The organism is Vibrio sp. CB1-14 (genome assembly GCF_040412085.2).
GTDB classification, from domain to species: domain Bacteria; phylum Pseudomonadota; class Gammaproteobacteria; order Enterobacterales; family Vibrionaceae; genus Vibrio; species Vibrio chaetopteri.
The window spans coordinates 446459-472443 of the sequence record NZ_CP115921.1 but is presented as its reverse complement, the minus strand read 5'-3'; the positions used below and the strand labels follow the sequence as shown (position 1 = coordinate 472443).

The 25985-nt window shown below is 45.9% G+C and carries 20 protein-coding genes and 2 pseudogenes; 8 read left to right on the top strand and 14 right to left on the bottom strand.

Going from position 1 to position 25985, the window contains the following annotated elements; translation table 11 throughout:
- Positions 1-5 precede the first annotated feature (5 nt).
- Together PG915_RS18290 and PG915_RS18285 are read right to left on the bottom strand one after the other, a co-directional pair.
- Entirely contained in the window at positions 6-1100 is a 1095-nt protein-coding gene (locus PG915_RS18290; RefSeq protein WP_353499842.1) for an ABC transporter ATP-binding protein, read from the bottom strand.
- Positions 1101-1308: 208 nt separating this feature from the next.
- Complete coding sequence (locus PG915_RS18285; RefSeq protein ID WP_353499841.1) at positions 1309-2076, bottom strand: oligogalacturonate-specific porin KdgM family protein; 768 nt, start codon at positions 2074-2076, stop codon at positions 1309-1311.
- A 699-nt stretch (positions 2077-2775) separates the two neighbouring features.
- Between PG915_RS18285 and PG915_RS18280 the strand changes: the two genes are divergently transcribed.
- Positions 2776-4557 carry a sodium:solute symporter family transporter gene (locus PG915_RS18280; protein WP_353499840.1) on the top strand — a complete coding sequence of 594 codons (1782 nt, stop codon included), beginning with the start codon at positions 2776-2778 and terminating at the stop codon, positions 4555-4557.
- Positions 4558-4711: 154 nt separating this feature from the next.
- Positions 4712-6104, top strand: a pseudogene (locus PG915_RS18275) (IS4 family transposase).
- Positions 6105-6267: 163 nt separating this feature from the next.
- On the opposite strand, the gene PG915_RS18270 reads toward PG915_RS18275, so the two are convergent.
- Both PG915_RS18270 and PG915_RS18265 read right to left on the bottom strand, forming a co-directional pair.
- Positions 6268-6588 (bottom strand): cupin domain-containing protein, encoded by a 321-nt coding sequence (locus PG915_RS18270; RefSeq protein WP_353499839.1) that lies wholly within the window; start codon positions 6586-6588, stop codon positions 6268-6270.
- 9 nt (positions 6589-6597) lie between these two features.
- Positions 6598-7344 (bottom strand): FadR/GntR family transcriptional regulator, encoded by a 747-nt coding sequence (locus PG915_RS18265; RefSeq protein ID WP_353499838.1) that lies wholly within the window; start codon positions 7342-7344, stop codon positions 6598-6600.
- Between the two features lie 417 nt (positions 7345-7761).
- Here PG915_RS18265 and PG915_RS18260 point away from each other — a divergent pair, with 417 nt between their 5' ends.
- The 3 genes from PG915_RS18260 (at position 7762) to PG915_RS18250 (ending at position 11233) form a co-directional block, all read left to right on the top strand.
- Positions 7762-8481, top strand: coding sequence for a FadR/GntR family transcriptional regulator (locus PG915_RS18260; protein WP_353499837.1), 720 nt, complete (start codon positions 7762-7764; stop codon positions 8479-8481).
- A 112-nt stretch (positions 8482-8593) separates the two neighbouring features.
- Positions 8594-10501 carry a DUF294 nucleotidyltransferase-like domain-containing protein gene (locus PG915_RS18255; RefSeq protein ID WP_353499836.1) on the top strand — a complete coding sequence of 636 codons (1908 nt, stop codon included), beginning with the start codon at positions 8594-8596 and terminating at the stop codon, positions 10499-10501.
- Positions 10502-10504: 3 nt separating this feature from the next.
- Positions 10505-11233 (top strand): 3'-5' exonuclease, encoded by a 729-nt coding sequence (locus PG915_RS18250; protein WP_353499835.1) that lies wholly within the window; start codon positions 10505-10507, stop codon positions 11231-11233.
- 15 nt (positions 11234-11248) lie between these two features.
- Here the strand turns inward: PG915_RS18250 and PG915_RS18245 are convergent, their stop codons facing one another.
- The 3 genes and pseudogenes from PG915_RS18245 to PG915_RS18235 form a co-directional block, all read right to left on the bottom strand.
- Entirely contained in the window at positions 11249-11812 is a 564-nt protein-coding gene (locus PG915_RS18245) for a hypothetical protein (RefSeq protein ID WP_353499834.1), read from the bottom strand.
- Positions 11809-12967, bottom strand: a pseudogene (locus tag PG915_RS18240) (IS3 family transposase). Before PG915_RS18240 ends, PG915_RS18245 begins: the two are co-directional and overlap by 4 nt.
- Before the next feature lie 137 nt (positions 12968-13104).
- Positions 13105-14703: an isocitrate lyase gene (locus PG915_RS18235; protein ID WP_353499833.1), complete on the bottom strand. Its 1599-nt coding sequence runs from the start codon at positions 14701-14703 to the stop codon at positions 13105-13107.
- Positions 14704-14836: 133 nt separating this feature from the next.
- Between PG915_RS18235 and PG915_RS18230 the strand changes: the two genes are divergently transcribed.
- Together PG915_RS18230 and PG915_RS18225 are read left to right on the top strand one after the other, a co-directional pair.
- The gene (locus PG915_RS18230) at positions 14837-15790 is read left to right on the top strand and encodes a LysR family transcriptional regulator (protein ID WP_353499832.1); all 954 of its coding nucleotides are present in this window, start codon (positions 14837-14839) and stop codon (positions 15788-15790) included.
- Between the two features lie 127 nt (positions 15791-15917).
- The gene (locus PG915_RS18225; RefSeq protein WP_353499831.1) at positions 15918-18104 is read left to right on the top strand and encodes a malate synthase G; all 2187 of its coding nucleotides are present in this window, start codon (positions 15918-15920) and stop codon (positions 18102-18104) included.
- A 246-nt stretch (positions 18105-18350) separates the two neighbouring features.
- Here PG915_RS18225 and PG915_RS18220 read toward each other — a convergent pair whose 3' ends face one another.
- From PG915_RS18220 to PG915_RS18190, 7 genes are all read right to left on the bottom strand, one after another.
- Positions 18351-18917, bottom strand: a complete 567-nt coding sequence (locus tag PG915_RS18220; RefSeq protein ID WP_353499830.1) for a glucose-6-phosphate isomerase family protein — start codon at positions 18915-18917, stop codon at positions 18351-18353.
- Position 18918: 1 nt separating this feature from the next.
- The gene (locus PG915_RS18215) at positions 18919-20046 is read right to left on the bottom strand and encodes an AGE family epimerase/isomerase (RefSeq protein WP_353499829.1); all 1128 of its coding nucleotides are present in this window, start codon (positions 20044-20046) and stop codon (positions 18919-18921) included.
- A gap of 51 nt (positions 20047-20097) precedes the next feature.
- Entirely contained in the window at positions 20098-20946 is an 849-nt protein-coding gene (locus PG915_RS18210) for a PTS system mannose/fructose/sorbose family transporter subunit IID (protein WP_353499828.1), read from the bottom strand.
- Positions 20946-21749: a PTS mannose/fructose/sorbose/N-acetylgalactosamine transporter subunit IIC gene (locus PG915_RS18205; RefSeq protein ID WP_353499827.1), complete on the bottom strand. Its 804-nt coding sequence runs from the start codon at positions 21747-21749 to the stop codon at positions 20946-20948. The genes PG915_RS18210 and PG915_RS18205 overlap by 1 nt, the downstream gene beginning before the upstream one ends.
- A gap of 80 nt (positions 21750-21829) precedes the next feature.
- Entirely contained in the window at positions 21830-22324 is a 495-nt protein-coding gene (locus PG915_RS18200; RefSeq protein WP_006069164.1) for a PTS system mannose/fructose/N-acetylgalactosamine-transporter subunit IIB, read from the bottom strand.
- A gap of 11 nt (positions 22325-22335) precedes the next feature.
- Entirely contained in the window at positions 22336-22764 is a 429-nt protein-coding gene (locus PG915_RS18195) for a PTS sugar transporter subunit IIA (protein WP_353499826.1), read from the bottom strand.
- 2 nt (positions 22765-22766) lie between these two features.
- Complete coding sequence (locus PG915_RS18190) at positions 22767-24527, bottom strand: class I mannose-6-phosphate isomerase (RefSeq protein WP_353499825.1); 1761 nt, start codon at positions 24525-24527, stop codon at positions 22767-22769.
- A 242-nt stretch (positions 24528-24769) separates the two neighbouring features.
- Here PG915_RS18190 and PG915_RS18185 point away from each other — a divergent pair, with 242 nt between their 5' ends.
- Complete coding sequence (locus PG915_RS18185; protein ID WP_353499824.1) at positions 24770-25771, top strand: LacI family DNA-binding transcriptional regulator; 1002 nt, start codon at positions 24770-24772, stop codon at positions 25769-25771.
- Positions 25772-25985 lie beyond the last annotated feature (214 nt).

Sequence of the window (25985 nt, the reverse complement as noted above, 5' to 3'; positions counted from 1 at the left end):
TCCGTCTAGTTCACCGCGATACGCTTGAGCGCATTGCCAGTCGATTGATCAAAGACGGTGATCGCGTCTTCTCGGAAATACAATGTGTTGATTTGATCCAGGTGATCGATGCGGCCATGAGTTTCGGTTTTAACGACAAACGGCTTACCAACAAATTTAGTGTGCAGCAAAGCCTCTGAACCGAGTGTCTCGACGAGATTGATGTGAACAGGAATCGTACTCGCTTGGTCAACTGGTTCGATGTGGATATATTCTGGCCTGATCCCCAAAAGGATATTCTTGTTGTGCTCAAGTCCAGCAACGTTCGGCAGTTTGCATTGGATCTCTTCAAACTCTGCGTACCACCCATCTTCACGTAGTGACGCGCGAGCCTCGATAAGGTTCATTGGCGGCGATCCGATAAAGGTGGCAACAAAGGTGTTCACTGGATCATTGAATAGCTCCATCGGCGTGCCAATTTGCTCGATTTTACCGTTGCTCATAACAACAATTCGGTCTGCCAGTGTCATGGCTTCGACCTGGTCGTGGGTGACGTAGACGCTGGTTACGCCTAAGCGGTGGTGAAGGCGTTTAATTTCCGCACGCATTTGAGTGCGAAGCTTGGCATCCAAGTTAGAAAGGGGCTCATCAAAAAGAAAAACTTTAGGATGTCGAACAATTGCGCGACCCATGGCAACACGTTGACGTTGACCACCAGAAAGGTCGGCTGGGCGACGCTCTAGGAGCTCAGTTAGACCTAGAATTTCCGCCACATCATTAACAGACTTGGTGACTTTATCTTTGGGTACTTTGCGAATTCTTAGGCCGAAGGCGATATTCTCGAAAACACTTAAGTGGGGATAGAGTGCGTAATTCTGGAATACCATGGCGACATCGCGATCTTTGGGTGCGACTTCGTTGACTCGTCGATCCTCGATATGAATATCGCCATCGGTGATCTCTTCTAGCCCAGCTAACATGCGTAGCGTCGTCGATTTGCCACAGCCCGAAGGACCAACCAGTACGATAAATTCTTTCGACTTTACTTCTAAATTAATGCCATGCACGACACTGGTATCGCCATACGCTTTAACGATGTTATTTAACTGAACACCAGACATAACTACTCCTTGTCTTCATTACAGAAAACAGAATTCTAAAACTGTTTGTTGGTCAATTAGCAGGAAGTTAATTTATGACAAAGTGGAGCAATATAACTTCCTTGCTATACTGAAAAACTTTATTGGAATGTGGTTGATTTGACAGGAGCGAATTAATACCGATAGCTTCAGTATTAATTCGCTCATAAGATTAAATGAAATTAAGTAATTAGAAGCTGTACTTAATACCTGCTCGAGTTCTTAGCTGGCGCTCGTCTGAACTACTGCTTACGTCAATCGTCCAAAGTTCGATATAAGGTTGGAATGCTCCTAGCTGATAGCCAGCTTTAAGACCAAGATCCCATTCCCAGTTTTTACCGTTGTATAAAACCAGATCATCGTAGTTGTAGTTGTAGTTTGCTTCGTAACTCAGCTTTAAGTCCTTAAACTTCGAATCTTTTGCAAACTTATATGAACCTGTTAAGGTAAGTTTACCTTGTTGAATGGTTTTATCAGCTATAACAACCGTGTTGCCGTTCATGTCTGTTTTGTCACTGTTGTTTTTGTTGAACATCTGCAACTCGTGACGGTAGCGAAGCGCTGTCGTTAGGCCAAAGTCTGCTTTGTACCCAACTCGGAACTGAGGCTTCCACGTGGTTTTAGTACTGCCAAAAGTGACGGGCATACCTGGTTGAATGTACCACTTTCCGCTTTCACCGACTGCTTTAGTCCAATCCCAAGAGAACTCAGAGTCGCCACGTGAAACGCCATCCCAGAAATCTTGAGTACCTTGATCATTGTCTTGACTCTGAAATTTCTGCTCAACACCAAATGCCAGTTTACCGCCAAATGCTTTTGTTGAATCACCAATTTTGATACGGTGAGCCCAGTCTTCAGCTGTATGTTTATATTCCGTACGGTAATCGAGACTCGTCGCTGCGGCAGAACCAGCTAATAATACAAGTGCAACACCAAGAGCAGATTGCTTAAGTTTCATACTGATATTTCCCTAGTTTATCTAATTTATATTGTCATTTCTTTGAGGCGATAAACATCGAGTAACCTAACGGGGTGCTAGGAAAACATTGTGTTTATAACCTTTATTAGAGGGACTATGTTACTTGTTCACGTGATAGTTCATGCAGAGTGCGTTCCCTTTGATTCCCGAAACATCCGACAAAAGCCTATCTCGTGGTCGTCCATGTCATTAATTTTCTGTTATTGAATTAATGTATGACAAATACTAGGTTGCTTCATTCGAACTTTCTGTGAATTGGCTCAATATTTCATCTGAATAGGTGTGTTTTTTATTGATATGAAGATTTGGGTCACACTTTTTACACTTTGAAATACTTGCTTTGAATATAGAGAAAGAGTGGGGTACCAAGTCTAATGATATAGCTATCTTTTTATGATTTTGTTTTTTTTGAGGTTTTTGTGTTTTCGTTGCTTAGCAGGGGCACCAGGGTAGTTAGTTAGGGATGTGCGGCGCTTCGTTTTAGGGACTGTTCTTCGAACAAATTTCGCTTTGTCATGTTTGTAACCGTAACAAAGTTTGATCAAGGTAACTATGTAGACCCATTTCTACATCAAAAACGATATCCATGTCACGAATAGGTATATTGTATTACAAAAAGGTCAATTTGGTCGTTATATTAATCATACAACAAGTAAAAACGACAAGGATTCACATATCATGGATTTAAACACAGTTATTGTGGGCGTCTATTTCCTATTCCTAATGGCAATAGGCTGGATGTTCCGAACATTTACCAATACAACCAGTGACTACTTCCGCGGGGGCGGTAACATGCTCTGGTGGATGGTGGGTGCTACCGCCTTTATGACTCAGTTCAGTGCTTGGACATTTACCGGTGCAGCGGGTAAAGCCTATAACGATGGTTTTGCAGTGGCCTTTATCTTCCTTGCTAACGCGTTTGGTTATTTTATGAACTACGCGTATTTCGCGCCTAAGTTCCGTCAGCTACGTGTAGTGACTGTTATTGAAGCCATTCGCATGCGTTTTGGTGCAACGAACGAGCAGGTATTTACTTGGTCTTCAATGCCAAACAGCGTTGTTTCTGCGGGTGTGTGGCTAAATGCTCTAGCGATCATCGCATCGGGCATCTTCGGCTTCGACATGAACCTTACCATTTGGGTAACAGGTTTGGTTGTATTGGCGATGTCAGTTACGGGTGGTTCATGGGCGGTAATCGCATCTGACTTTATGCAGATGGTTATCATCATGGCGGTAACCGTGACATGTGCTGTTGTTGCTGTTGTGCAAGGCGGTGGTGTTGGCGAAATCGTTAACAACTTCCCTGTTCAAGAAGGCGGTTCATTCCTAGCGGGTAACAACCTGAACTACCTGAACATCTTTGGTCTATGGGCATTCTTCATCTTTGTTAAGCAGTTCTCTATTACTAACAACATGCTTAACTCTTACCGTTACCTAGCGGCGAAGGACTCAAAGAACGCGAAGAAAGCAGCGCTGCTAGCGTGTGTACTCATGCTTTGTGGTGTATTCATTTGGTTCATGCCTTCTTGGTACATTGCAGGTCAAGGTGTTGACCTAGCGGCTGCTTACCCAGAGCAAGGCAGCAAAGCAGGTGACTTTGCTTACCTTTACTTTGTTCAAGAGTACATGCCAGCAGGTATGGTGGGTCTTCTCGTTGCAGCAATGTTCGCAGCAACCATGTCTTCAATGGACTCAGGTCTTAACCGTAACTCAGGTATCTTTGTTAAGAACTTCTATGAGCCGATTGTCCGTAAGGGTCAAGCGTCTGAGAAAGAGCTAGTAACGGTTTCGAAAATCACGTCTACAGTATTTGGTTTTGCTATCATCCTAATCGCACAGTTCATCAACTCACTTAAGGGTCTGAGCTTGTTCGATACAATGATGTATGTAGGTGCTTTGATTGGCTTCCCAATGACCATTCCAGCGTTCCTTGGCTTCTTCATCAAGAAAACGCCTGACTGGGCCGGCTGGGGTACACTAGTAGTGGGTGGTATCGTCTCTTATGTAGTTGGTTTTGTTATCAATGCAGAAATGGTTTCAGCAGCATTTGGTCTAGAAGAGCTAACTAAGCGTGAATGGTCTGATGTGAAAGTAGCGATTGGTCTAATGGCTCACATTTCACTAACAGGTGGTTTCTTCGTACTATCTACGCTGTTCTACAAGCCACTTACTGAGAAGCGTCAAGCTGATGTAGACAAGTTCTTTGGTAACCTATCTACTCCACTTGTTGCCGAGTCGGCAGCTCAGAAGAAGCTGGACAACAAACAGCGTCAAATGCTTGGTAAGCTAATCGCGGTTGCAGGTCTTGGGGTGTGTCTAATGGCGCTATTGCCTAACCCACTATGGGGACGCGCCGTGTTCATCTTGTGTGGTGTTATCGTGGCCGGTGTTGGTGTTCTACTTGTGAAAGCGGTGGATGAAAGTGCTGAAGCGAACCTAACGGAAGCAGAAGCAAGCTAGATACATTGAAATGTAGTCACATTGAGTAAACGAAAGGAAGGCTTAAAGCCCTGTCTCTTATACACAAATCCTCGAACTTAGTTCGGGGATTTTTTTGAACTCTTTTCCAAGGCTGCGATCTGATCACTTAAGCAATATTGATTAGGTAGCTAATATGGAAAACTTAACACCAATGAAGTGGGCACAAGTACAGTTTGGTCTGGCAAAGCTTAACGACCCTAGACGAACTCAACGATTGATATCAATGGCTGCTTCACTTGCTAATCAACCAGGCGTTGCCGTGTCTAAGCTTGCTATTTCACCCGCAGATATGGAAGGCGCTTACCGCTTTATCCGTAATGACCAAATCCAACCGAACGATATCGCTGAATCAGGCTTTCAAGTCACCGCTCAGCATGCGCAAGACCACTCGTTACTATTGGCACTAGAAGATACGACCTCACTTACTTACCAACACAAAAGTGTACGAGATACTCTTGGACATACGAATCAAGGCAACCGAAGTCGTGCTCTTCTTGCTCACTCTATCTTACTTTTCGCACCTAATACTCATCAGGTAGTCGGTCTTATTGAGCAACAACGCTGGAGCCGAGACATCTCTAAACGAGGGCAAGGTCATCAACATGCGTCTCGCCCCTACAAAGAGAAAGAAAGTTACAAGTGGGGAAAAAGCCTCACAAAATATGTCAACTCGCCTAGGTGAGCACCTATCTTCGGTTATCTCCGTTTGTGACAGAGAGGCTGACATCTATAAATACCTGACCTATAAGACAGAACAGCAGCAACGCTTTGTCGTGCGTTCGATGCAAAGTCGATGTATTAAAGAACATGACCAGAAGCTTTACGACTACTCAAACAAACTGCCAGTAGTAGACCTTAAAACGCTGAATATTCCTCAACGAGGTGGTCGTAAGGCCAGAGATGTTGAGCTGGAAATTCGATATGCTCCAGTCACTCTTAAAGCACCCGCTAACAAAGTGTCTGAACCGGATATCCCACTTTACTATGTGAGTTGCATTGAGCGTGGAGAGGATAAAGATAAATTGGCGTGGCACCTGCTGACGTCTGAAGTAATAAACTCGTATGATGACGCTATAGCGGTCATCAGCTATTACGAGCATCGGTGGCTTGTCGAAGACTATCACAAAGTCTGGAAAACCGGTGGTACAGACGTAGAGGCGTTAAGGATGCAGTGTGGTGAAAACCTTGAGCGAATGAGCGTCATACTCGCCTTTGTTGCCACAAGATTACTTCAACTACGCTTTATGAAATATGTTGAGCCAAAAGGTGATGTGATGAGTTGTGAAGTGGTGTTAGGTCATAAAGCGTGGAAGCTATTATGGTTCAAAACCGTAGGGAAGCCACTGCCAACCCAAGTACCAGATACCCATTGGGCTTATGAAAGCCTTGCTAGGTTGGGAGGGTGGAAAGACACCAAGCGAACAGGGCGAGCATCAGTCCAAGTGTTATGGGAAGGATGGTTCAAATTACAAACCATCCTTGAAGGCTATGAACTAGCGATGTCTCTTGAACGAGCAGACTTGTGATCAAGAGACAGGGCTTAAAGCCTTCCTTTTTTGTCTGGATCTTTTGGGAGTAGATGACAAGATTCGTATAACGTTGACACCTTTCCTTTTGATAGAGACAAAAAAAGAACGGCTATTTCGAGCCGTTCTTTTTGGTATTCCAGAAATGCTTTAAGTGATTCGCTTACACGAAGTCCTTACGCATTGGTGTAAAGTTATCAATCAGTACACCTTCTTTAACGCAGGTGCAGCCGTGCATGATGTTAGGCACTTTATAAACGGTATCGCCAGCAGTCACACGTTTGGTTTCGTCGCCAACAGTGAAGTCGAACTCGCCAGATACCACATAAGTGATCTGCTCGTGTGGGTGGTTGTGCATTGGCGCGACAGTACCCGTCTCGAAATGCACTTCGACTGTCATCATGTTCTCGCAATGAGCGAGCACTTTGCGTCGTAAACCGCCGCCTTGATCTTCTAGTTTGATGTTTTTGTTGTAAACAAACATGCTGTTTCCTTAAAGTGTTACCGCACTCGGCGTGACTAACGCGAGCTTCTGGTTATGGTCATTGAGTAAGAGTTGAGAAGAGGTACGCGCCCTAAACGCATCGCCCATCATAATGGCGTCGTAGATGGCTTCGTGCTCTTCCAAACAAAAACGTCCTCCGGTAGAGGATTCGTCGATAAATGTCTTGAATAGTGATTCAAGGATATTGGCAAACGGTATGTAAAAAGGGTTACCAGTCGCCAGAAAAATCGTTTTATGAAACTGATGGTCGTTGATCGTCCATGCCGCGTAGTCGTGACATGCCGCAGCTTGCTTCATGTTTTGAAAGCTAATCGATAGCGCTTTTCGATGTTCTATCGATGCAGAGCGTGCAGCAATAGAACACGCTTCTGGTTCAATGGCTTTTCTCAGCCCTAGAAACTGTGTTAAAAAACGCTGTACGTTGTCCGCATCTTTGATCCAATCAAGAAGCTGAGGATCGAGAAAGTGCCACTGTTGGCGCACTTCGACGCTTGTACCTACTTTGGGTTTGGAGGAAATCAACCCTTTTGCTTCTAACAATTTATTGCATTCGCGTAGCGAAGTGCGGCTGATGCCAAACTTGCTTTTAAGGTCGTGCTCGCATGGTAGCTTTTCACCTTGTTTCAGCTCTCCGGTTAAAATCTTTGTCGCAATTTCCTTTGCTACTTGTACATATACTCGGTGACTCGATGCTGAAACAGAATCAGTGTTTTCAGCTGGCTTGTTTGAGAGCATGATCATTCCTTTGTCTATATTTGTTCTCGTAGGGTTGTTTTGAGACCGCACAAACTTCCAATCTGCAGACCGTAACAGCGGTGTGTTATGACGATTGATGTCTCCGTTGTGGTGATCAATATTCCCTAAATGCTTGATGTATAGCCTTCAAATACAATTAGTAATACAATATCATTTATTTGAGGTGAGATGTAGATTGAAGTGTCACAAAATACGAAGTTCGCAGAAATAAGTCAGATCTGGAGATGAGTAGTGATTTAGTTGTGATTCAGTCAATTACAGTAGTTAGAATGTTTATAACGTACTGGACTTAATGAATTATCATCAATAAATGCGGAAGGTCACATTTACTCAATGTCTATTAGTGGTAAGATATCTACTAAAATAATACATATTCAATTTAACATCGGTAGCATTATGTCAGGTAAGTTCAATGCAATAACGGGCTCCAAGCGCAGTATCCATGTGCAGGTAGCGAGAGACATAGCCAGAGGTATCCTTTCTGGTGATTTGGCTGAGGGTTCAATCATCCCGGGTGAAATGGCTTTGTGTGAGCAGTTCGGTATCAGCCGTACCGCACTTCGTGAAGCGGTTAAGCTGTTAACATCAAAAGGGCTACTGGAGTCACGACCAAAAATTGGTACTCGTGTAGTTGACCGTGCGTATTGGAACTTCCTTGATCCGCAATTGATCGAGTGGATGGATGGTATTAGTGACGTTGAGCAGTTTTGTGGCCAATTTCTTGGATTGCGACGCGCCATTGAGCCAGAGGCTTGTGCGCTAGCAGCAAGGTTTGCATCTGCTGAGCAACGAATTGAGCTTTCTGCAACTTTCCAAGAGATGGTTGAGGTCTCTGAAGCAGAGCCTTTCGATCAAATGAAATGGTTGGATGTCGATACGCGTTTCCATTCGCTTATTTTTAACGCGACAGGCAATGACTTCTTTTTGCCGTTTGGCAACATTCTAACCACTATGTTTGTGAACTTTCTTCAGTTTTCTTCCGATGGCGGCTCGACATGTATTAATGAACACCGCCGCATTTACGAAGCGATCATGGCTGGCGACTCAGACAAAGCAAGAGACGCGTCTGCAAACCACCTTCGTGAGGAAAATCACCGCCTTCCAGTGGCGAGTTAGAATCTGAGTTAATCAGTTAAAAAGGCAGCATTTACGCTGCCTTTTTTATTTCTGCTAGTCCCAATTGTAAATAATTGCTATTGTAATACAAAATGGAAGTCTGGAGATAAACATGACTGACGCTCTTGTACCCAATATTACTCACTTTCTTAATAACGTAGATCCGTTCAATAAAATGCCTGAGCCCTTGGTGCGCCAGGTTGCATCCACCGTTAAAATCACTTATGTAGGGAAAGGTGAGATCCTTGATCCTTATTTAAATAGTGCTTCGACCCAACCTGTTGAGACGAGAGAATTAGAGAAACAAGACAAGTATTTGTACGTGATTCGCTCGGGTGCCATGGAGCAAAGAGAGGCTGACGGTGTATTGCGTGCAAGATTGGGTGCAGAGGATGTGTTTGGCTTTACCTTTCTAGACAGCAGTGTCTCGGAGCAAAAGGGTTACAAAGCCATTGCTTTGGAGAACACCTTACTATATTTGATCCCCCACAAGGCACTGACGTCAATTTTTAAGGACTCTCCAGAGTTCGCAGAACATTTTGCTGCCCAAGCTCAAACAAGGCTGAAGTCTGCGCTGGATGTCGTGTGGTCGAATAAAGAAAAAGGTCTGTTTATTCGCACGGTCTCTGAAGTCGCAAGTAAAGCTATCGCTATTGTAGATGCGAAAATGTCTATCCAAGAGGTGGCGAAGGAGATGCGTTATAAAAAGCGTACTTCCACAGCAGTAGTTTGTGACGACGGGCAGTTAATTGGCATAATCACCGATAGAGACATGACCAAACGTGTTATTGCGGACGGGTATGACCTCACTGCGCCAATTAAATCAGTCATGACAGCCAACCCTATGACCGTCAGTCCCCATGACTTAGTCTTACATGCCGCATCACTGATGATGCAACACAATATCCGTAGCCTACCGGTTGTAGAAGACGGCAAAGTCGTTGGACTGCTTACCACTTCTCACCTGGTTCAAAACCATCGCATGCAAGCTATTTTCCTAATTGAGAAGATAAAGTATGCAGAGTCAGTTGAAGACTTGGAAGCGCTCAATACCGAGCGTCAGGCGATATTCGAAGCACTCATTGAAGGACAAGTGCCGCCAGATATTACCGGCCGAGTGATGGCGATGATGATGGATGCTTACAATCGACGTCTGATCCAATTGGCGATTTCTCACTTCGGGGAGCCGCCTTGCAAGTTCTCGTGGATTGTAGCGGGGTCACATGCCCGAAATGAAGTCCACATGTTGTCTGATCAAGACAGTGCATTGGTGCTCAGTGACGACGCGACAGAAAACGATAAAGTTTATTTCCGTCAACTTTCCCAATACGTGGTTAAAGGGCTAGACGCATGTGGCTACCCTCTATGTCCTGGCAATTACATGGCAGCGACGCCTAAATGGTGTCAGCCACAATCCGTGTGGAGAGAATACTATCGTAAATGGGTATCTAACCCTGAGTATGAGCGACTTTTGAATATCAGTGTGTTTTTAGAAATTCGCTCCGTCTATGGTGAAGCGAGTTACGCCGATGAACTGCGAGATGAACTGCACAGCCAGATAAAATCAAACCGTGAATTTCTGGGGATTTTGACGCGAGATGCCATTAATACCCAGCCCCCTCTTGGAGTATTTAAAAACCTCGTGCTGGAAAAAACAGGCGAGAATAAGAAAACCCTCAATATTAAGAAGTATGCGATCAACTTGATCATAGATTTAGCGCGAATCTACGGCTTGGCGGTGGAGTGTGACTCTTCTAATACCAAAGAGCGTTTCACGCGAGCTAATGAGCAAGGGATCTTAAGTGATGATGCGTACAAGAATATCCTCAATACCTACCAATATGTGCTTATGTTTAGGCAACATCATCAGTTAGAAGCGTTAAAACAGGGCGGGCAACCAGATAGCCATATTAACCCAGATACATTCGGCAGTTTCGAGCGTGGCAATCTAAAAGATGCGTTTTTGATCATTTCTGGTCTTCAAGATGCCGCGAAACTTCGCTTTGCAGGAAGGATGTAACTTGTGTTGAAAGCCGTTTGGAAATTGATGAATCGTGTTCATGCGTATCATCAATTTGAAAAAAAGCGTACACAGTATTCTTCAAAGGTTTCCTTACCAAAAGAGTTGAGTGGACTATCGAGTGCTCAGCTCCCTGATATCGAGTCTGCTGGGAGTCAATTGAACTATTTGGTCGTGGATTTCGAGACGACAGGATTGGATGCCAGCACGGACAGCATCTTAAGCGTGGGCTGGGTTGAGGTGAATGGGTTTAGCATTGATCTAGCATCCGCACAGCACTTGTATATTGACACGACAGCGAGTGTGAATGCCGACGGCGCGGTGGTGAATCACATTGTTCCAGAAATGCTCAAAGATGGCGTCCCCCTTGATGAGGCGATGCAGCGCTTATTTGAAGCCGCGCGGAACAGAATATTGATCGCCCATGGTGCTGTCATTGAGGCATCCTTTGTTGAAGAGTACTTAAGTCACCGATTTGGCTTGAAGGACGTGCCCATACTGTGGATTGATACTTTGGCAATTGAAAAGTCGATGGCCAAGGCTGTTAACGCTGATAGCTCTATTGATGTGCGCCTTGCAGAAACGCGGGAAAGGTATTGCCTGCCGGAATACAATGGTCACGAGGCACTCATCGATGCCATCGCCACCGCTGAGCTGTTTTTAGCTCAGCAGACGCGTTTGTTCGACAAAAGCTACCCTTGCATCGGTAAGCTCTATCGAATGAGCAGATAACAGCTTGTGGTTGAGTCACCCTGTGATGGGTTCTAGCAACTCTTCGATGCATCCTCGGCTGATATCTTCATTGATGTAAGCCATGCCAAGAATGTTTAAGAAATCCATGCGGTCGGCATCGCGAAGGTCAATCTCAGGCACTGAGAGATTGTTTTCTTGGTAGATCTTGGCGATGTGAGCCATAAAGGCTTCACCGTCACGCATCATTAATAGACTCATTGCACCTACGTCAGGTTTTACTCGATTTTGCTGATCTGCATTGAGTTTAATCTGCAATACGATAGGTTCTTCGCTCTCTCCAAATCTCACACCACGTTCGCGCACTGTTTGCTGCGCCCAGTAGTAGGCGAGTTCTTTGCTTTGGGTAAGAAATACCGGCTCGGTAACGTCTTGGAAGTTGTTTCCTATGGTTGCCATAGTCGCTTTAGCGACGTCATTGAGTGCTAGGTCTCCCGAGCGTTTTAAGCCTTGCGCTTGGATAGAGGCGACGAGTGCTGAAGAGGTGCCGTGGTACCAGGTGTTGCTGGTGGTGAAACCGGTTTTTGTTAGTAGGGTTTGGGTGTCTTTTGTAGTGGTCAACAAATTCCGGACACTAACTTAAGCCGATTTTCGGCAGTAACTGGCGATAGCCCATCATTTGCTTGATGAGGCCGTTGCCTATTGTAGTAATCCATCAAGTAATAGCTGATATCCTTCTTTGCCTGAGTTTGGGTCAGGTATCCAGTAGCTGGTATCCATTCGGTTTTAAGCTTCTAAATAGCCTCTCCATAGGAGCATTATCCCAGCAGTTACCTCGACGACTCATGCTCTGAGTTATGCGATATCGCCAAAGCCTTTGACGGTATTTAAGGCTACTGTATTGGCTTCCTTGGTCTGAGTGGAACATCACGTTGCTAGGCCGTCCTCGTTGTTCCCAAGCCATATCCAAAGCTTTGCAAGTCAACTCTGCGTTGGGTTTGTCTGATAGCGCCCAACCCACTACTCTGCGACTAAATAAGTCGAGTACAACAGCCAGATAACTCCACTTTGAACCGGATAAGATGTAAGTAATATCGCCACACCAAACGTCATTTGGAGTGGAAACTGAGAACTCACGCTTCAATCGATTGGGGATATCTGGTCGCTCTAGCTTAGCTTGCTTATAGCGATGCGAGCCTGGTTGTTTGCTCATCAGCCCGGCTTCTTGCATAAGCTTGCGTACTTTGAAGCGTCCGACATCGAAGCCTTCAGACTGCAGCATAGAAGCAAGAGTCCGACTTCCGGCAGAGCCACGACTCATGTTAAAGAGCTGCTTAACTCGGCTGACTAACCGAATACGATTGGCATCCGGCTTTCGTTGTTTAAACTCGTAGTAGCAGGAAGAAGCTACATCGAACAGCTCACAAAGAACTTTGACCGGTTCATGCTCCCTCAACTGGTCAATTAGCGAGAACGTTCGAGTTCGTCCGACATTAAGAGAGCTGTGGCCTTTTTTAGTATGGATTTTTCTCTTTCCAAGCGATTAATCCTAGCTTCTAACTCTTGGATCTTCTGCTGTTCTGGCGTTAGAGCTTTAACCGCTGGCGTTTCTCCGCCGCGCTCAATCTTTAGTTGATCTACCCAGCGTCGTAAGGCTGTATCGCCGATATCTAAGGATCGTGCCGCCTCAGATATTGAGTAACCTTGATCAAGAACCAAGCTTGCGGCATCTACTTTGAACTCAGGAGAAAATGTACGTCGTTGTCGTTTTGTCATTGAACACCTCATTTACGGTGGAGACTTTACCACCTAATTTGGTGTCCGGGATCATTAAACCACTACAATATAAGGCGATGCGTTAGCGAGCCAGTGGTTCCTCCCCTTAATAAGGGGAGGCTAGGAGGGGTAAGCTCTTAGTCAAACTGATTAGAAGTATTCAACTCACCAGCCGCTTTTAGCGCGTTCTCACCCGCAAAGTACTCTTTATGGTCATCACCGATGTCTGAACCAGACATGTTTTGGTGTTTAACACATGCGATACCTTGACGGATTTCTTGGCGTTGAACGTTCTTAACGTAGCCAAGCATGCCTGCTTCACCGAAGTACTCCTTCGCTAGGTTATCTGTTGATAGCGCAGCGGTGTGGTACGTTGGTAGTGTGATTAGGTGATGGAAGATACCAGCTTCACGTGCAGCATCTGCTTGGAACGTGCGGATTTTGTCGTCAGCACTTTTCGATAGTTCCGTTTCGTCATATTCAGCGCTCATTAGGTTTGCGCGGTCGTATGCTGATACATCTTCACCTGCTTCAACCATTGCATCATAAGCTTGTTGACGGAAGTTAAGCGTCCAGTTGAACGAAGGCGAGTTGTTGTAAACCAGCTTCGCATTCGGGTGAACTGCACGTACGCCATCCATCATCTCTTTGATTTGACCGATGTGTGGCTTTTCAGTTTCAATCCAAAGTAGGTCAGCACCTGCGTTGATAGCTTCGATACAGTCAAATACACAGCGGTCTTCACCCGTACCTGAGCGGAATTGATATAGGCCAGAAGGAAGACGCTTCGGACGTACTAGCTTGCCATCACGGTTAAAGCAAACGTCGCCTTGCTTCATGTCAGCAACATCGATCTCTTCAACGTCTAAGTAAGAGTTGTAGATATCGCCTTGGTCGCCTGGCTCTTTCACTACCGCAATTTCTTTGGTTAGGCCAGCACCTTGTGAGTCAGTACGTGCAACGATGATACCGTTGTCGATGCCAAGCTCTAGGAAGGCATAACGCAGCGCGCGCAGTTTGGCATGGAAGTCTGAGTGAGGTACGGTTACTTTACCGTCTTGGTGACCACACTGCTTCTCATCGGCTACTTGGTTTTCAATCTGCAGACAACAAGCACCCGCTTCAATCATTTTCTTAGCCAGTAGGTAAGTGGCTTCTGCGTTACCAAAGCCTGCATCGATATCAGCAACGATTGGCACAACGTGGGTTTGATGGTTGTCGATTTTGTCTTGGATTTGGTCTTGAAGTGCTACGTCGCCGGCTTCACGTGCTGCGTCTAGCTCACGGAATAGACCGCCTAGCTCACGTGCATCTGCTTGACGAAGGAAAGTGTATAGCTCTTCGATAAGTGCAGGGACAGACGTCTTCTCGTGCATTGACTGGTCTGGAAGTGGACCAAAATCAGAGCGAAGTGCGGCAACCATCCAACCTGATAGGTAGAGGTAGCGTTTGTCAGTCTTACCACCAAAGTGCTTCTTAATAGAAATCATTTTTTGTTGGCCAATGAAACCGTGCCAGCAACCTAAAGATTGTGTGTACTGAGATTTGTCTGCGTCGTACGCTTCCATGTCTGCACGCATAATATCCGCCGTGTATTGCGCGATATCTAGGCCAGTTTTGAATTTGTTTTGAGCACGCATGCGAGCAGCAGATTCAGCATCGATTGCATCCCATGGCGTACCTGCAGCGCGTTTTGCAACTTCGATCATTTCGATATCTTGATTAATTTGCGACATAACTATTCCTTAGTTTCACGTTGGATATAGGGTGGCCAGTGGCCTGTAGTATTAACTTGTTGTTATGGACAAATCGTAGCCGCTTGTGTGATAATTTTGTTAATTTATAGTTGTTATACTCGGTATTTTTGTTATGAATATTGCTCGTATTGACCTTAATTTGCTTGTGTATTTAGATATGCTGCTGCGAGAGCGTAATGTGACCCGCGCTGCGAACCAGTTGGGTATCACTCAGCCAGCGATGAGTAATGGATTGCGCCGCCTGCGTGATTTGTTTGAAGATCCGCTTTTAGTGCGAACTAGTGAAGGGATGATCCCAACCGAGCGCGCTCAGAAGCTCCAGCCACAGATTCGAAATATTCTTGCCAATGTAGAAAAGACGATGCAAACCACGACCGAGTTTCATGCTGAGGATAGCGAGCGCGTGTTTCGTATCATGGCGAGTGACTATGCCGAGTCGACTATTATTCAACCGTTATTGGAAAAGCTCAGCGAAATTGCACCTAAGATACGTTTGGACATCATGACCCCAAGTGATGTGAGTTATCAGGATGTAGAGCAAGGTACCGTCGATATCGTTATCAATCGCTTTGATGATATTCCTCAGTCCTTCCACCAAATGAGCTTGTGGCACGATGGCTTTTCTTGTCTATTCAGCCGCGACAATCCCATTGCCGATAACTTTGATTTGTTCTCTTATCTAAAGGCGCAGCACATTTGGGTGAGTAAAACCGGGATGGGTACCGGGCACGGCGTCAACCCTAGTCAGGCGCAGAAACTGGGCTGGATTGATGAGGCGTTAATGAAGATCGGTAAAACGCGCAATATCACGGTCTTTACCCGCCACTACCTATCCGCCATCCTTTTTGCGCAGCAGAAGAATCTGATTTTGACAATTCCAAGTAAGGCGGCGCAGTCACAGCGCAACAACCCTAAGCTGCTTATCAAACCTGCGCCATTTGCGATAGAGCCGTTTGAGGTCAAGATGGCATGGAGTCCACTCTTGCAAAGTAATCCCGATCACCAATGGATGCGCCGCCTAATAAAAAGCGTCGCTAATGAGTTAGAAAGTGGCGTAACGGAGTAAGGCTGTACGTCAATAATAGGGGTATTTTTTCTATGAATGTTAACTATAAGTGGCATAAATTAGTCAAATTCTCCTCAGTTACGTAGATTTTTAAGCAGTGGTCATCGACTAATTCGAGAGAAATTTTATGAGCAATCGTATTCAACAGGGAAGCTTGAACATTGATAGCACCCTCTACAATTTGGTTAATGAGCAAATCATTCCCGGCACTGGTATTGAGGCCAGCGCATTTTGGCAAGCGTTCGAGTCAATTTTATCTGACCTAGCACCTAAAAATCGCGCGCTGCTGGTAAAGCGTGACGACCTACAACATCAAATCGATGTTTGGCATCAAGAGCGTGTGGGTCAGGCAATTGATCCAACCGAGTACAAAACCTTCTTACAGCAGATTGGTTACCTAGTCCCTGAAGTTGATGATTTTGAAATCTCCACAGAAAACGTAGAGCCAGAAATAGCGACTCAAGCAGGACCACAGCTGGTGGTACCTATTATGAATGCCCGCTTTGCACTTAACGCAGCGAATGCGCGTTGGGGCAGTTTATATGACGCGCTTTACGGCACAGATGTGATAGGTGAAGAGGACGGTGCGGAGCGTGGTGGCAGCTTTAATCCAGTTCGTGGTGAAAAAGTCGTTGCGTATGCTCGCGAGTTTCTCGATTCTGCAGCGCCTTTAAACGGTGTATCACATCGTGAAGTCACCCAGTACAGCATCAGCAATGTCAGTGTAGGTAACACGCTAACTGCCACTCTTACCAATGGTGAGGAAGTGACCCTGATGGATAGCACTCAGTTTATCGGCTATCAGGGAGAAGCCAGTTCGCCATCTTGTATTCTTCTTAAACACAATAATCTTCATATTGAAATTCAAATCGACCCGAATACACCGATTGGCCGTGTCGATGCTGCGGGTATCAAAGATGTGGTTGTTGAAGCGGCGCTTACCACCATTATGGATTGTGAAGACTCGGTTGCAGCGGTAGACGGCGAGGACAAAGCGCTGGCCTATCGTAACTGGTTAGGTCTGATGAAAGGCGATCTGCAAGAGAGCCTAGAAAAGAATGGCAAAACGATTGTCAGAAGCTTAAATCCGGATCGTCAATACACCAGCGTGACCGGCGGCGAGATCCATCTCAAAGGTCGCAGTATGCTGTTTATTCGCAACGTCGGCCACTTAATGACAAACCCAGCGATTCTTGATCGCGCCGGCCGTGAAGTACCAGAAGGTATCATGGATGCCATGATCACCTCGCTAATAGCTATCCACGATATTAAAGGGAACAGCCAGTACCAAAACTCGACATCAGGTAGCATCAACATCGTTAAGCCAAAGATGCATGGCCCTGAAGAAGTGGCATTTACCAACGAGCTCTTTACTCGAGTCGAAGATGCGTTGGGTCTGGAACGAAACACCATCAAAGTCGGCATTATGGATGAGGAGCGCCGCACCTCGGTTAACCTAAAAGCGTGTATTCACGCTGCGAAAGAGCGTGTCGTGTTCATTAACACTGGCTTCTTAGACAGAACGGGTGATGAAATTCATACCAGCATGGAAGCAGGTGCATTTGCTCCGAAAGCTCAGCTGAAAACCATGACCTGGATTGGCGCCTACGAAGATCAAAACGTGGATCTAGGATTGGCGTGTGGTCTGCAAGGTAAGGCGCAAATCGGTAAAGGTATGTGGCCCGAACCAGATAACATGGCAAAAATGATGGATGCTAAGATTGGTCATCCACAGTCAGGCGCCAACACAGCATGGGTACCGTCACCGACCGCAGCAACTTTACATGCGCTTCACTACCACCAAGTGAGCGTGCCAAGCCGTCAAAAAGAGCTTCGTGAGCGTGTGAGTGCGAGTGTGGATGATATCTTGACGATTCCACTATTAGGCTCACAAAAGGTGACAGAAGAACAAATTCAAAGCGAGTTGGACAATAACGCGCAAGGCATTCTTGGCTATGTAGTACGCTGGATTGACCAAGGTGTTGGCTGTTCCAAAGTACCAGATATCAATGATGTTGGTCTAATGGAAGATCGTGCCACACTACGCATCTCAAGCCAGCATATTGCTAACTGGTTACGACATGGTATTTGCACTGAATCTCAAGTGATGAAAACCATGCAGCGTATGGCACAAGTCGTTGACCAACAAAATGCTGACGACCCAAATTACAACAATATGGCCCCCAACTTTGACAGCAGCATTGCGTTCTCTGCCGCTTGTCAATTGGTGTTCGAAGGCTGCGCACAGCCCAATGGCTATACTGAGCCCGTATTGCATGCAATGCGACTCAAATTAAAATCACAACAAAGATAAAACACTGTAATTACCAAGCCCAAGGTAACACCGCGCTCTCGAGCGCGGTTTTTTTTTTTGAGTTGCGGCTGATGAAACGGGTGCCTGAGGATAATATTAGCGGAGTACTAGCGAGTATTTGCCCCACTATCAGAGAGAATCAAGCAGAGCTTAACGTTATGTCGCGATTTTCTTAGAAAGTCTACCTTCTCACTTAATTGAAGGCTCCATACAGCAATAGTAAGGATGTATGGCTAAAAGCTTGAGTTATTCGCCAGCTTTATCCATATAAACAACTTCATAAGTTGTCGATGATCTAAATACTCGAACGTTAAACCCTACCTCTTCTAGAAAGTCATAGTTATGCCCTGCAATGGCAGGCCAAACTGCAAGTGCAGATAATCGCGTGTTACCCGTATTGATCAATCGGTGGGCGACAAAACCTGGGATATGATGCACGCTGCCCGGGAATACTTTCTCAATGGACACTTCTCCTTGTTCCGTTTGCATGAGTAATAAACCCTCACCCTGCGAGCCGAAATAGAACTCTGCTTGCTCTTTACGTTGGTGGATATGGCCTCTCGTCATGTGGAGTTCATCACCTATAGAACCGGGCTCAATATGCGAAACACCAAAGTTTAGTTCTCCCTCTGCATGCTGAGCAGGTAGCATTTCCACTTGGTAGATGACTTGGTCCTGTGCACTTGCGGCACGTTGGGTTTCGTTAGCAAATACACCTTCAAGTGCGCCAAGCGTGGTTTCTTTGCAGACGACGTTTTCTGCATCAATATGACCAGTTAAGTAGTTGATACTAGGAGGAATAGATAAATGCATGTTAATCCTTATTGGCGATTCTGAGCAATTCAGAAAAGGCTAGAAATAGATGATAAAAAGTGCTTGCTGGAGAGTGTTCGTTTAATGGCTGACCCACACTATCTACTTGATCAACCCATAACCCAGGTAAAGCTGGATTCAAGTAATAAACGAAAATGTGTTCCACCGCGTGACTGATCGCGGCTCGGCGGGTGTCACTAGGGGCACGTTCCCAAAGCGCTATACAGGCTTTCAAGTACTCGGTTTGACACCAAAGGCGCGACGTTGAACGTAGTGGCGTTCCGTTGGCGTATATCTCATCTCTAACAAGACCATTGTCATTATGCCCATGTTGTTGTGCAAAGCGGTACAAAACATCAATCGTCTTATTTACCTTAACTCCTGTGAGCTTTTGGTAGTGGCTGAGTAACCAGATCCACTCGTAGTGATGGCCTGGATCGATATGCGTGCCTATGTCCGAATCAAGAGAGAAATCGGCCTGAAAGAACTCGGCTAAATGGTCACTTTGCATAAAATGAGTTTGGAACAACTGATAGATTTGTGTTGCTCGCTCCAGCCAAATCGGATTGTCGGTATGTTCATAGCTGACCATTAACGCTTCGAACAAATGCATGTGAGGGTTTTGTCCTTTGTTGACAGCGTTGCCTTCAATCAGAAAAAAACCACCTTGTTCTATGTCCCAAAGATGCGTTGAGATGTGTTGGTAAATGGCTTCCATTGAGTGTAGAGAATGTTCATCAGCCGCTAGTTTGTAATGCCAAGCAAACCCAAGAAGCGCGAAGGCTTGCTCGTATAAGTTAAGCGCCTCACTTCTACTGTCATTGCTTTCGTATAGCGAAAAACGATAACCGGATGATGGTGAGCCAAAATTTGCAAATCCTTGTTTAATGGCAGCCAAAACTTGATTGTGACCGTCGATTAGGTTGAGCTTAGTGGCGTGAGCGAAGACGTAAACCTGACGTGGTTGCACGCGAAATCTAAGTAAATCGTCACTAAACTCTCGCCCGTCGGAAAGTAAGCCTTCGGCAAAAATACCATTTTTCTCGGATTGTGCTTTTTGCCATCGAGGTAGTGCATGTTGCGTGAGCCAGTGTTGGCAACGAGCGATTTGAAAGGTTAGGGAGTCCATGGTTTGCTCCAAAGAATAGGGCACTCAACGAGTGCCCTAGGTATTGAAAAGTTAGAAGAGACCGACGGCGACACCGATGAAGGAGATAACCACTAGCGAAAGCATCGCTTTAACTGGGCTAAGACCTTTCTTCGCCATCGCAAACCAAGTGCCCAACACGACTACCAATGGCAGCAGTTTAGGGAAGATTCCGTCGAGCATCATTTGTACGTTGATGTCGACACCGTCTTTGGTTGCGAACTCAAGTCCTGTGCCTAGGTTGACGTAACTAGCCGCGACACCGCCCATGACAAAGACACCTAATAACGATAACGCCTCACGAATCTTGGTTGAGCGGTGGCTAACAAGCATCTCAACGGAGCCCGCACCCATCTTGTAGCCTTTCATAAATAATTGGTAAGAGCCGATGATAGCGATGGCGTTGAATGCCACGATGTAGAAGATTGGGCCTAACATGCTACCGCCAGCGGCTAGTGCCATACCAATACTGAGTAAGATAGGTACTAACATACCCGGAATCATGGAGTCGCCAATACCGGCAACTGGTCCCATCAAACCGACTTTGAGTGTATTGATGGTCTCGCCGTCAATAGGTTCGCCGTTGGCTTTCTTCTCTTCCATACCCACAGCCATGCCATTGATGATAGCGCCCAATTGTGGTTCGGTGTTGTAGAAGGAGGCATGGCGTTTCATCGCTTCTTTTCGGTCTTCTTGATTCGGATAGAGCTTTTTCAAAGCAGGCATCATACCGAGACAGAAGCCAAACGACTCCAAGCGTTCAAAACTCATCGATGATAGGTTGTACATCATCCATGCACGCCAGCATTTCGTGAGATCTTTTTTGTCGAGTGCGACTTTGGGTGCGATCTCAGTACCAATTTTGTTGTGTTGTGCGGTCATTAGAATTCATCCTCGTCATCATCAGTCTGTTGAACTGGCGCAGCGTTCGCTGTTTGTGGTTCTGGCTTGTAGTTGTAATGAAGTAGAGCGAATAGTGCGCCAATCATTACCAAACCCACCATGTTGAGGTTTAGGAATACGATGCCAACGAAACCGACCAAGAAATAAATCAGTATCGTAGACTCTTTGATAATCTGCTTTAACAGAATCGCGATACCAACAGCAGGTAAGATGCCGCCAAGTACCGTCATGGTGTTAAGCACCATATCAGGTAGGCTTGCCATAAACCCTTCGATGTATTGGTTGCCGAAGTAAACGGCAATAAAGGTCGGAATAAAACGCATTAAGAAGTTAGTGACTTGCGGGTAGATAGCGGAGTTCCTGTACACGCCCTGCTCATCACCGGCTTCTATGGCTAAATCCGCTTTATGGTTCCAGTAGGAGTTAATGACCATCATAAAGTTGAAGATTATGGTGCCTGCGATACCGATGGTTGCAGCAATAGCAACGGCTACTTCCACGCCCTGTCCAGACATGATGCCCAGTGCGACAGCGGGGTAGGCGACGAAGTTAAGGTCAGCTGGCATGGAGCCGCCTGGTGTTACCATCGCGATGTAAACGGCTTGTACCGCTACACCAACCATGATGCCAGTTTGAATATCACCTAAGATGATACCCACCAACATACCGGACACGAGTGGTCGAGTGATAGTGTACCAACCACCGGTTAGTCCAAGTAACCAGGGGGTGGAGAGGGCACCGAGATAGCAGAGTATCCCGATAAAGACTGCTTCTATAAACATAATGTCATCCTTTAGCTCACGTATTGAACTCTCCACTTTTGCTGCGAAAAGTCGCGTCAAAAGTGGAGGTTGTTTTGTTGTTATTTCAGTTTTTGCAGTGCATCTTGCCAGGTGTAGGAACTGGCATCAGGAACCAATCTGAAGTCGATGTGGTGACCGTCTTCTGACAGGTAGTTAAATGCAGAGATTTCTTCTTGGTTGACGCATTGGTTGCCGCCAATTGTCGTTGTGCCTTCTCGAGCGCTCATTGGGCCAACGTTGATTTTGTTATTGAGATTTTCAAGGCTTATACCTGCTTCACGAATGCGGCGCAGCGTGACCGGAGATTTCGCGATGACGAAATACTTCTTGTCGCTGGCGATCACCTTCGGTAACTTGCTGACGGCGGTCGCGGTATCAAATAGCCAAACTTTAACGTCGGTTACGGCGCCTTTCATGACTTGTGATAGCAATGGATCAGCGGCTACAGCATCGTCAATGGCCACGATGCCATCACAAGGAAGCTCTTTCGCCCAACGAGTCATTAACTGTCCATGGATAACGCGGTCGTCAATACGCACAAATGAAATTGCCATAGTGTTTCTCCTTAAAAATCATCTTCTTGTGCCAGCTCTACTGGCTTGGCAACGACAACCGTTTTTAGCGCTTCTTGCTGCAAGGTCGTTGCAACGTATGAAGCGTCGGTCTCTTCAACAAAGTCTGCTGTCATTAAAAGTGTCGGGAAATTCACCCCAGTTACGACTTCAACCTTTGGATTAAAATCTGGGTTGAATGCGTAAGTGCAAGCAACGTTGTAAGGCGTGCCGCATTCCAAATCGCATAGCACAACAATGCCGTCGACATTGGGCGCTATTGCAGTGATTTCACGGTGGAAATCTCGTTTAAATTGCTCGATGCCTCCCTCTTCGGTGAGACAGATCGCAGTCGTGTTACTAAGCTCGCCAAATACCATGTTGGCACTGCAGATAAGTGCAGTGGCTAATGGGCCATGACTGGCTACGATAAAATGGAGCATGATTAACCTCTTACGAACGCTTTAATAGTGGCAATTTCTGTTCCTTCGCTTTCGCCATAGGGTTGGATGACATAAGCGTCTACGTGAGCTGGGATAACGAAGGTTTCGGCATAATGAACAACAAATGGCTCAAATTTATTGTCTGGACTCAAGATAATGGCCTCTTTACCTTCTACTAAGTTCAGAACATTGACGGTTCCCTCAGTTTTATGAAGAACGGGTTTGCTGAACCAGTGGCGTCGGGTCTCGATGAACTCGCGCTCATGCAGGCCCGTTTTCTCTTCTTTCCAGCCTTCACCTTCTGCGACTGGTGTAATGGCGTTGACTAAATGCTCCTGACACCATTCTGTGTTGCGTTCCCACTGAATGACTTCTTTACCGTGATCCAAATGCACTGGTCGTGGCAGGCCATCAAGCCCTAGACGATCCCAATCCCACAGTTTGAAAGTGAAGATATATGGGGTTGCACTGATTTCAAGCACCATAGAGTCGGAGCCTGAGCAGTGAATAGTGCCCGCGGGGATTAAGAAATGGTCGTGCTTTTTCGCTGGGAATTGATTGATAAAGCGCTCATCGTCGAAAGACTTTTCGCCGCGCTGCGCTGCATATAAATCATCCATCATTTCATCTGGATTGATGCCAGATTTAGTGCCAAGATACACACTGGCTTTTTCTCCAGCGTCTAACATGTAATAGCTCTCGTCTTGGGTATAGTGCATCCCAAATTCGTTCTGAATGTACTCTGTTAGAGGGTGTACTTGCAGGCTTAGATGCTGACCTTGCATGGTATCGAGGAAGTCGAATCGAATTGGGAACTCGGCGCCAAAACGTGCATGGACACTGTCGCCTAAGAGCGCGCGCGGTTGTGTTAATACCAAGTCTTGCGATGGAATCTCGACAATAACGTCACCGTATTTAAGCAGTAGGCTATTTTCTTCAGGAACGCAGTCAAAACACCATGCATAGTTTGGCTTGTCTTGGTCGAGGTCACAGACTTCTTTCATCCATTGACCACCCCAGACCCCAGGGTCAAAGAAAGGCACCAGTCTAAATGGTTGAGTTGTCGCTTGTTGCAAGCCTGCGCTGAACGCTGTACCAGAGACCATTTTAGGGTCAAAAGCGGTGTTGGTGTCTAAGAGAAAATCAACATCAGACAGCAGCTTAGTTTTATATCGGTCGAAGACACGCCATTCAATAAAGAATGAACGCTTGTATTTACGTAGGACGTCTTCGTTGTAGTTTTCTGCTCCCCAGTTGCCAAGCTCGCCACGGCGGAAGCGTTGCTGAATTTCCCAACGGGCTAAATCGGCGTAAACAAAGGTATCACCATCGGCGACTAGTCTGGCACCGTGACCAATAACAACGATCAAACCGGAATTAGCATTACTAACAGTTTGTTTCAAGCCTTGTAGCTTCTCGCTGTCAAAGAACTCGTCCAGCTTGTGCGGTGCAATGACGCCAAATACTCGGTCATCGGTAATGTTGCGTTCTAGCATGGCGAAGATGTGTTCTTCGGAGTATTTCGCATCGTCCATTGACACCACAAGAGCGGGGGAGAGCGGCGCGACAAGCTGGTCGAGGAGTTCATTGTGATTGACACCATGATAGGTGTCGATCACCAAAATATGTTTATCTTGGCCCTGAATGCGTTGTTCAATTGTGTCAACGATACTGTCCCAACCGCGAACGGCAGCGTGGTCAAAGCCCTTCACTTCTACATTTGGAAACTTGTCATAATTGGATTGACCAGATAGGTACTTCATACATCACCTTGAGTTAATCATTTGACTACAGTCTAATCACTCAGTTAATCAACTAACAAACTGGTTAACGCGGTTAACCACTCATTTAGCAGTTGTTAATCAATAATCGGCGAGGCAATTTTGTAGTTAATCACATAATCATGACGATAAATGACAGTTGATTAGGTTAATCGATTAACCTTGTTTTAATCAGAAAAGAAAGTCGCTATAACTGGTGCTAATTTCATTTACTGGAGTTCAACATGGCCAAAGCAACTATTGCGGACGTGGCTAAGCATTGCGGTGTTTCCACCGCGACCGTGTCCATGGTATTGACTAACAAAGGACGAATCTCGGCGACCACTCGTGAGCGGGTTTTAGAGGCGGTTAAGGAGCTTGGTTATGTTTACAATCAAGCTGCGGCTAACTTGCGACATAAGCGCAGTAATCTAGTCGGGCTCGTCACACCTGATATTACCAACCCTTTTTTCTCTGAAATGATCGCAGGTCTTAGCCATTATCTTGAAGAGCAGGATTCTCTATTGTTTCTCGCCAATGCTGAAGAGAGTGTTGAGCGTCAAAGCAAATTCATCGATTCGTTACTGAGTCAGAACGCTGGTGGTGTAGTGATGTGCCCAGCGATGGAGACTAATTTGGACTTTTTGGAGACAGTACAAAGTCGAGGGTTTCCGATCGTGTTGGCTGTTCGACCTATTGGAGAAGATCAATTTGATTTCGTCGGCACCAATAACTTTATGGGCTTGCAATTGGCAACCGAGCACCTTATCAAAAAAGGTCATAAGCATATTGCGTTCGTTGGTGGACTGGAGATCTCTAAGACGCGTTCCCATCGTCTAGGGGGGTATATGTCAAAGTTGATGGAACATGGGATTCCGTTCAATGAACGATATATTCGAAGCTGCTCAGCAAGTCGTTCTGAGGGCGCTAAAGTAACAAGGGAATTACTGGATCAGTACCCTGAAATTACCGCTATTATTGGCTACCAAGATATCGTTGCTTTTGGCGTAATGCGAGCCATTAAAGATCTCGGTAAAACCGTGGGCAAAGATATCGCGGTTGTGGGCTTTGATGACGTAGCGGAATCCGCGGATACCAACCCAGCTCTGACTTCCATCTCTGTTTCAGCTCGAGAAATTGGTCGAGCGGCGGGAGAGATCATTCTGTCTCGTATGGAGGGCGACAAACAGCCATATAAAAGCGTGGTTTTCCCACCCAAATTGGTGGTGAGAAATTCATGTGGTTGATTCTGAATTCGCTGCATCTAGTTCGCATGGGTATTTTGCTCACAGTGTACCCGCGTACTCACTTATGACACTTACTATCTAGTAACCTAGAATCGTTGAGCTGCGATACAATTCACCAGATAGAAAAAAACGCCAAGACAATCGGTCTTGGCGTCAAAGATAGTAATCGTAAACTCGGGAGGGCTGAGTCTCCCACGCTCTACAATCTCAAATA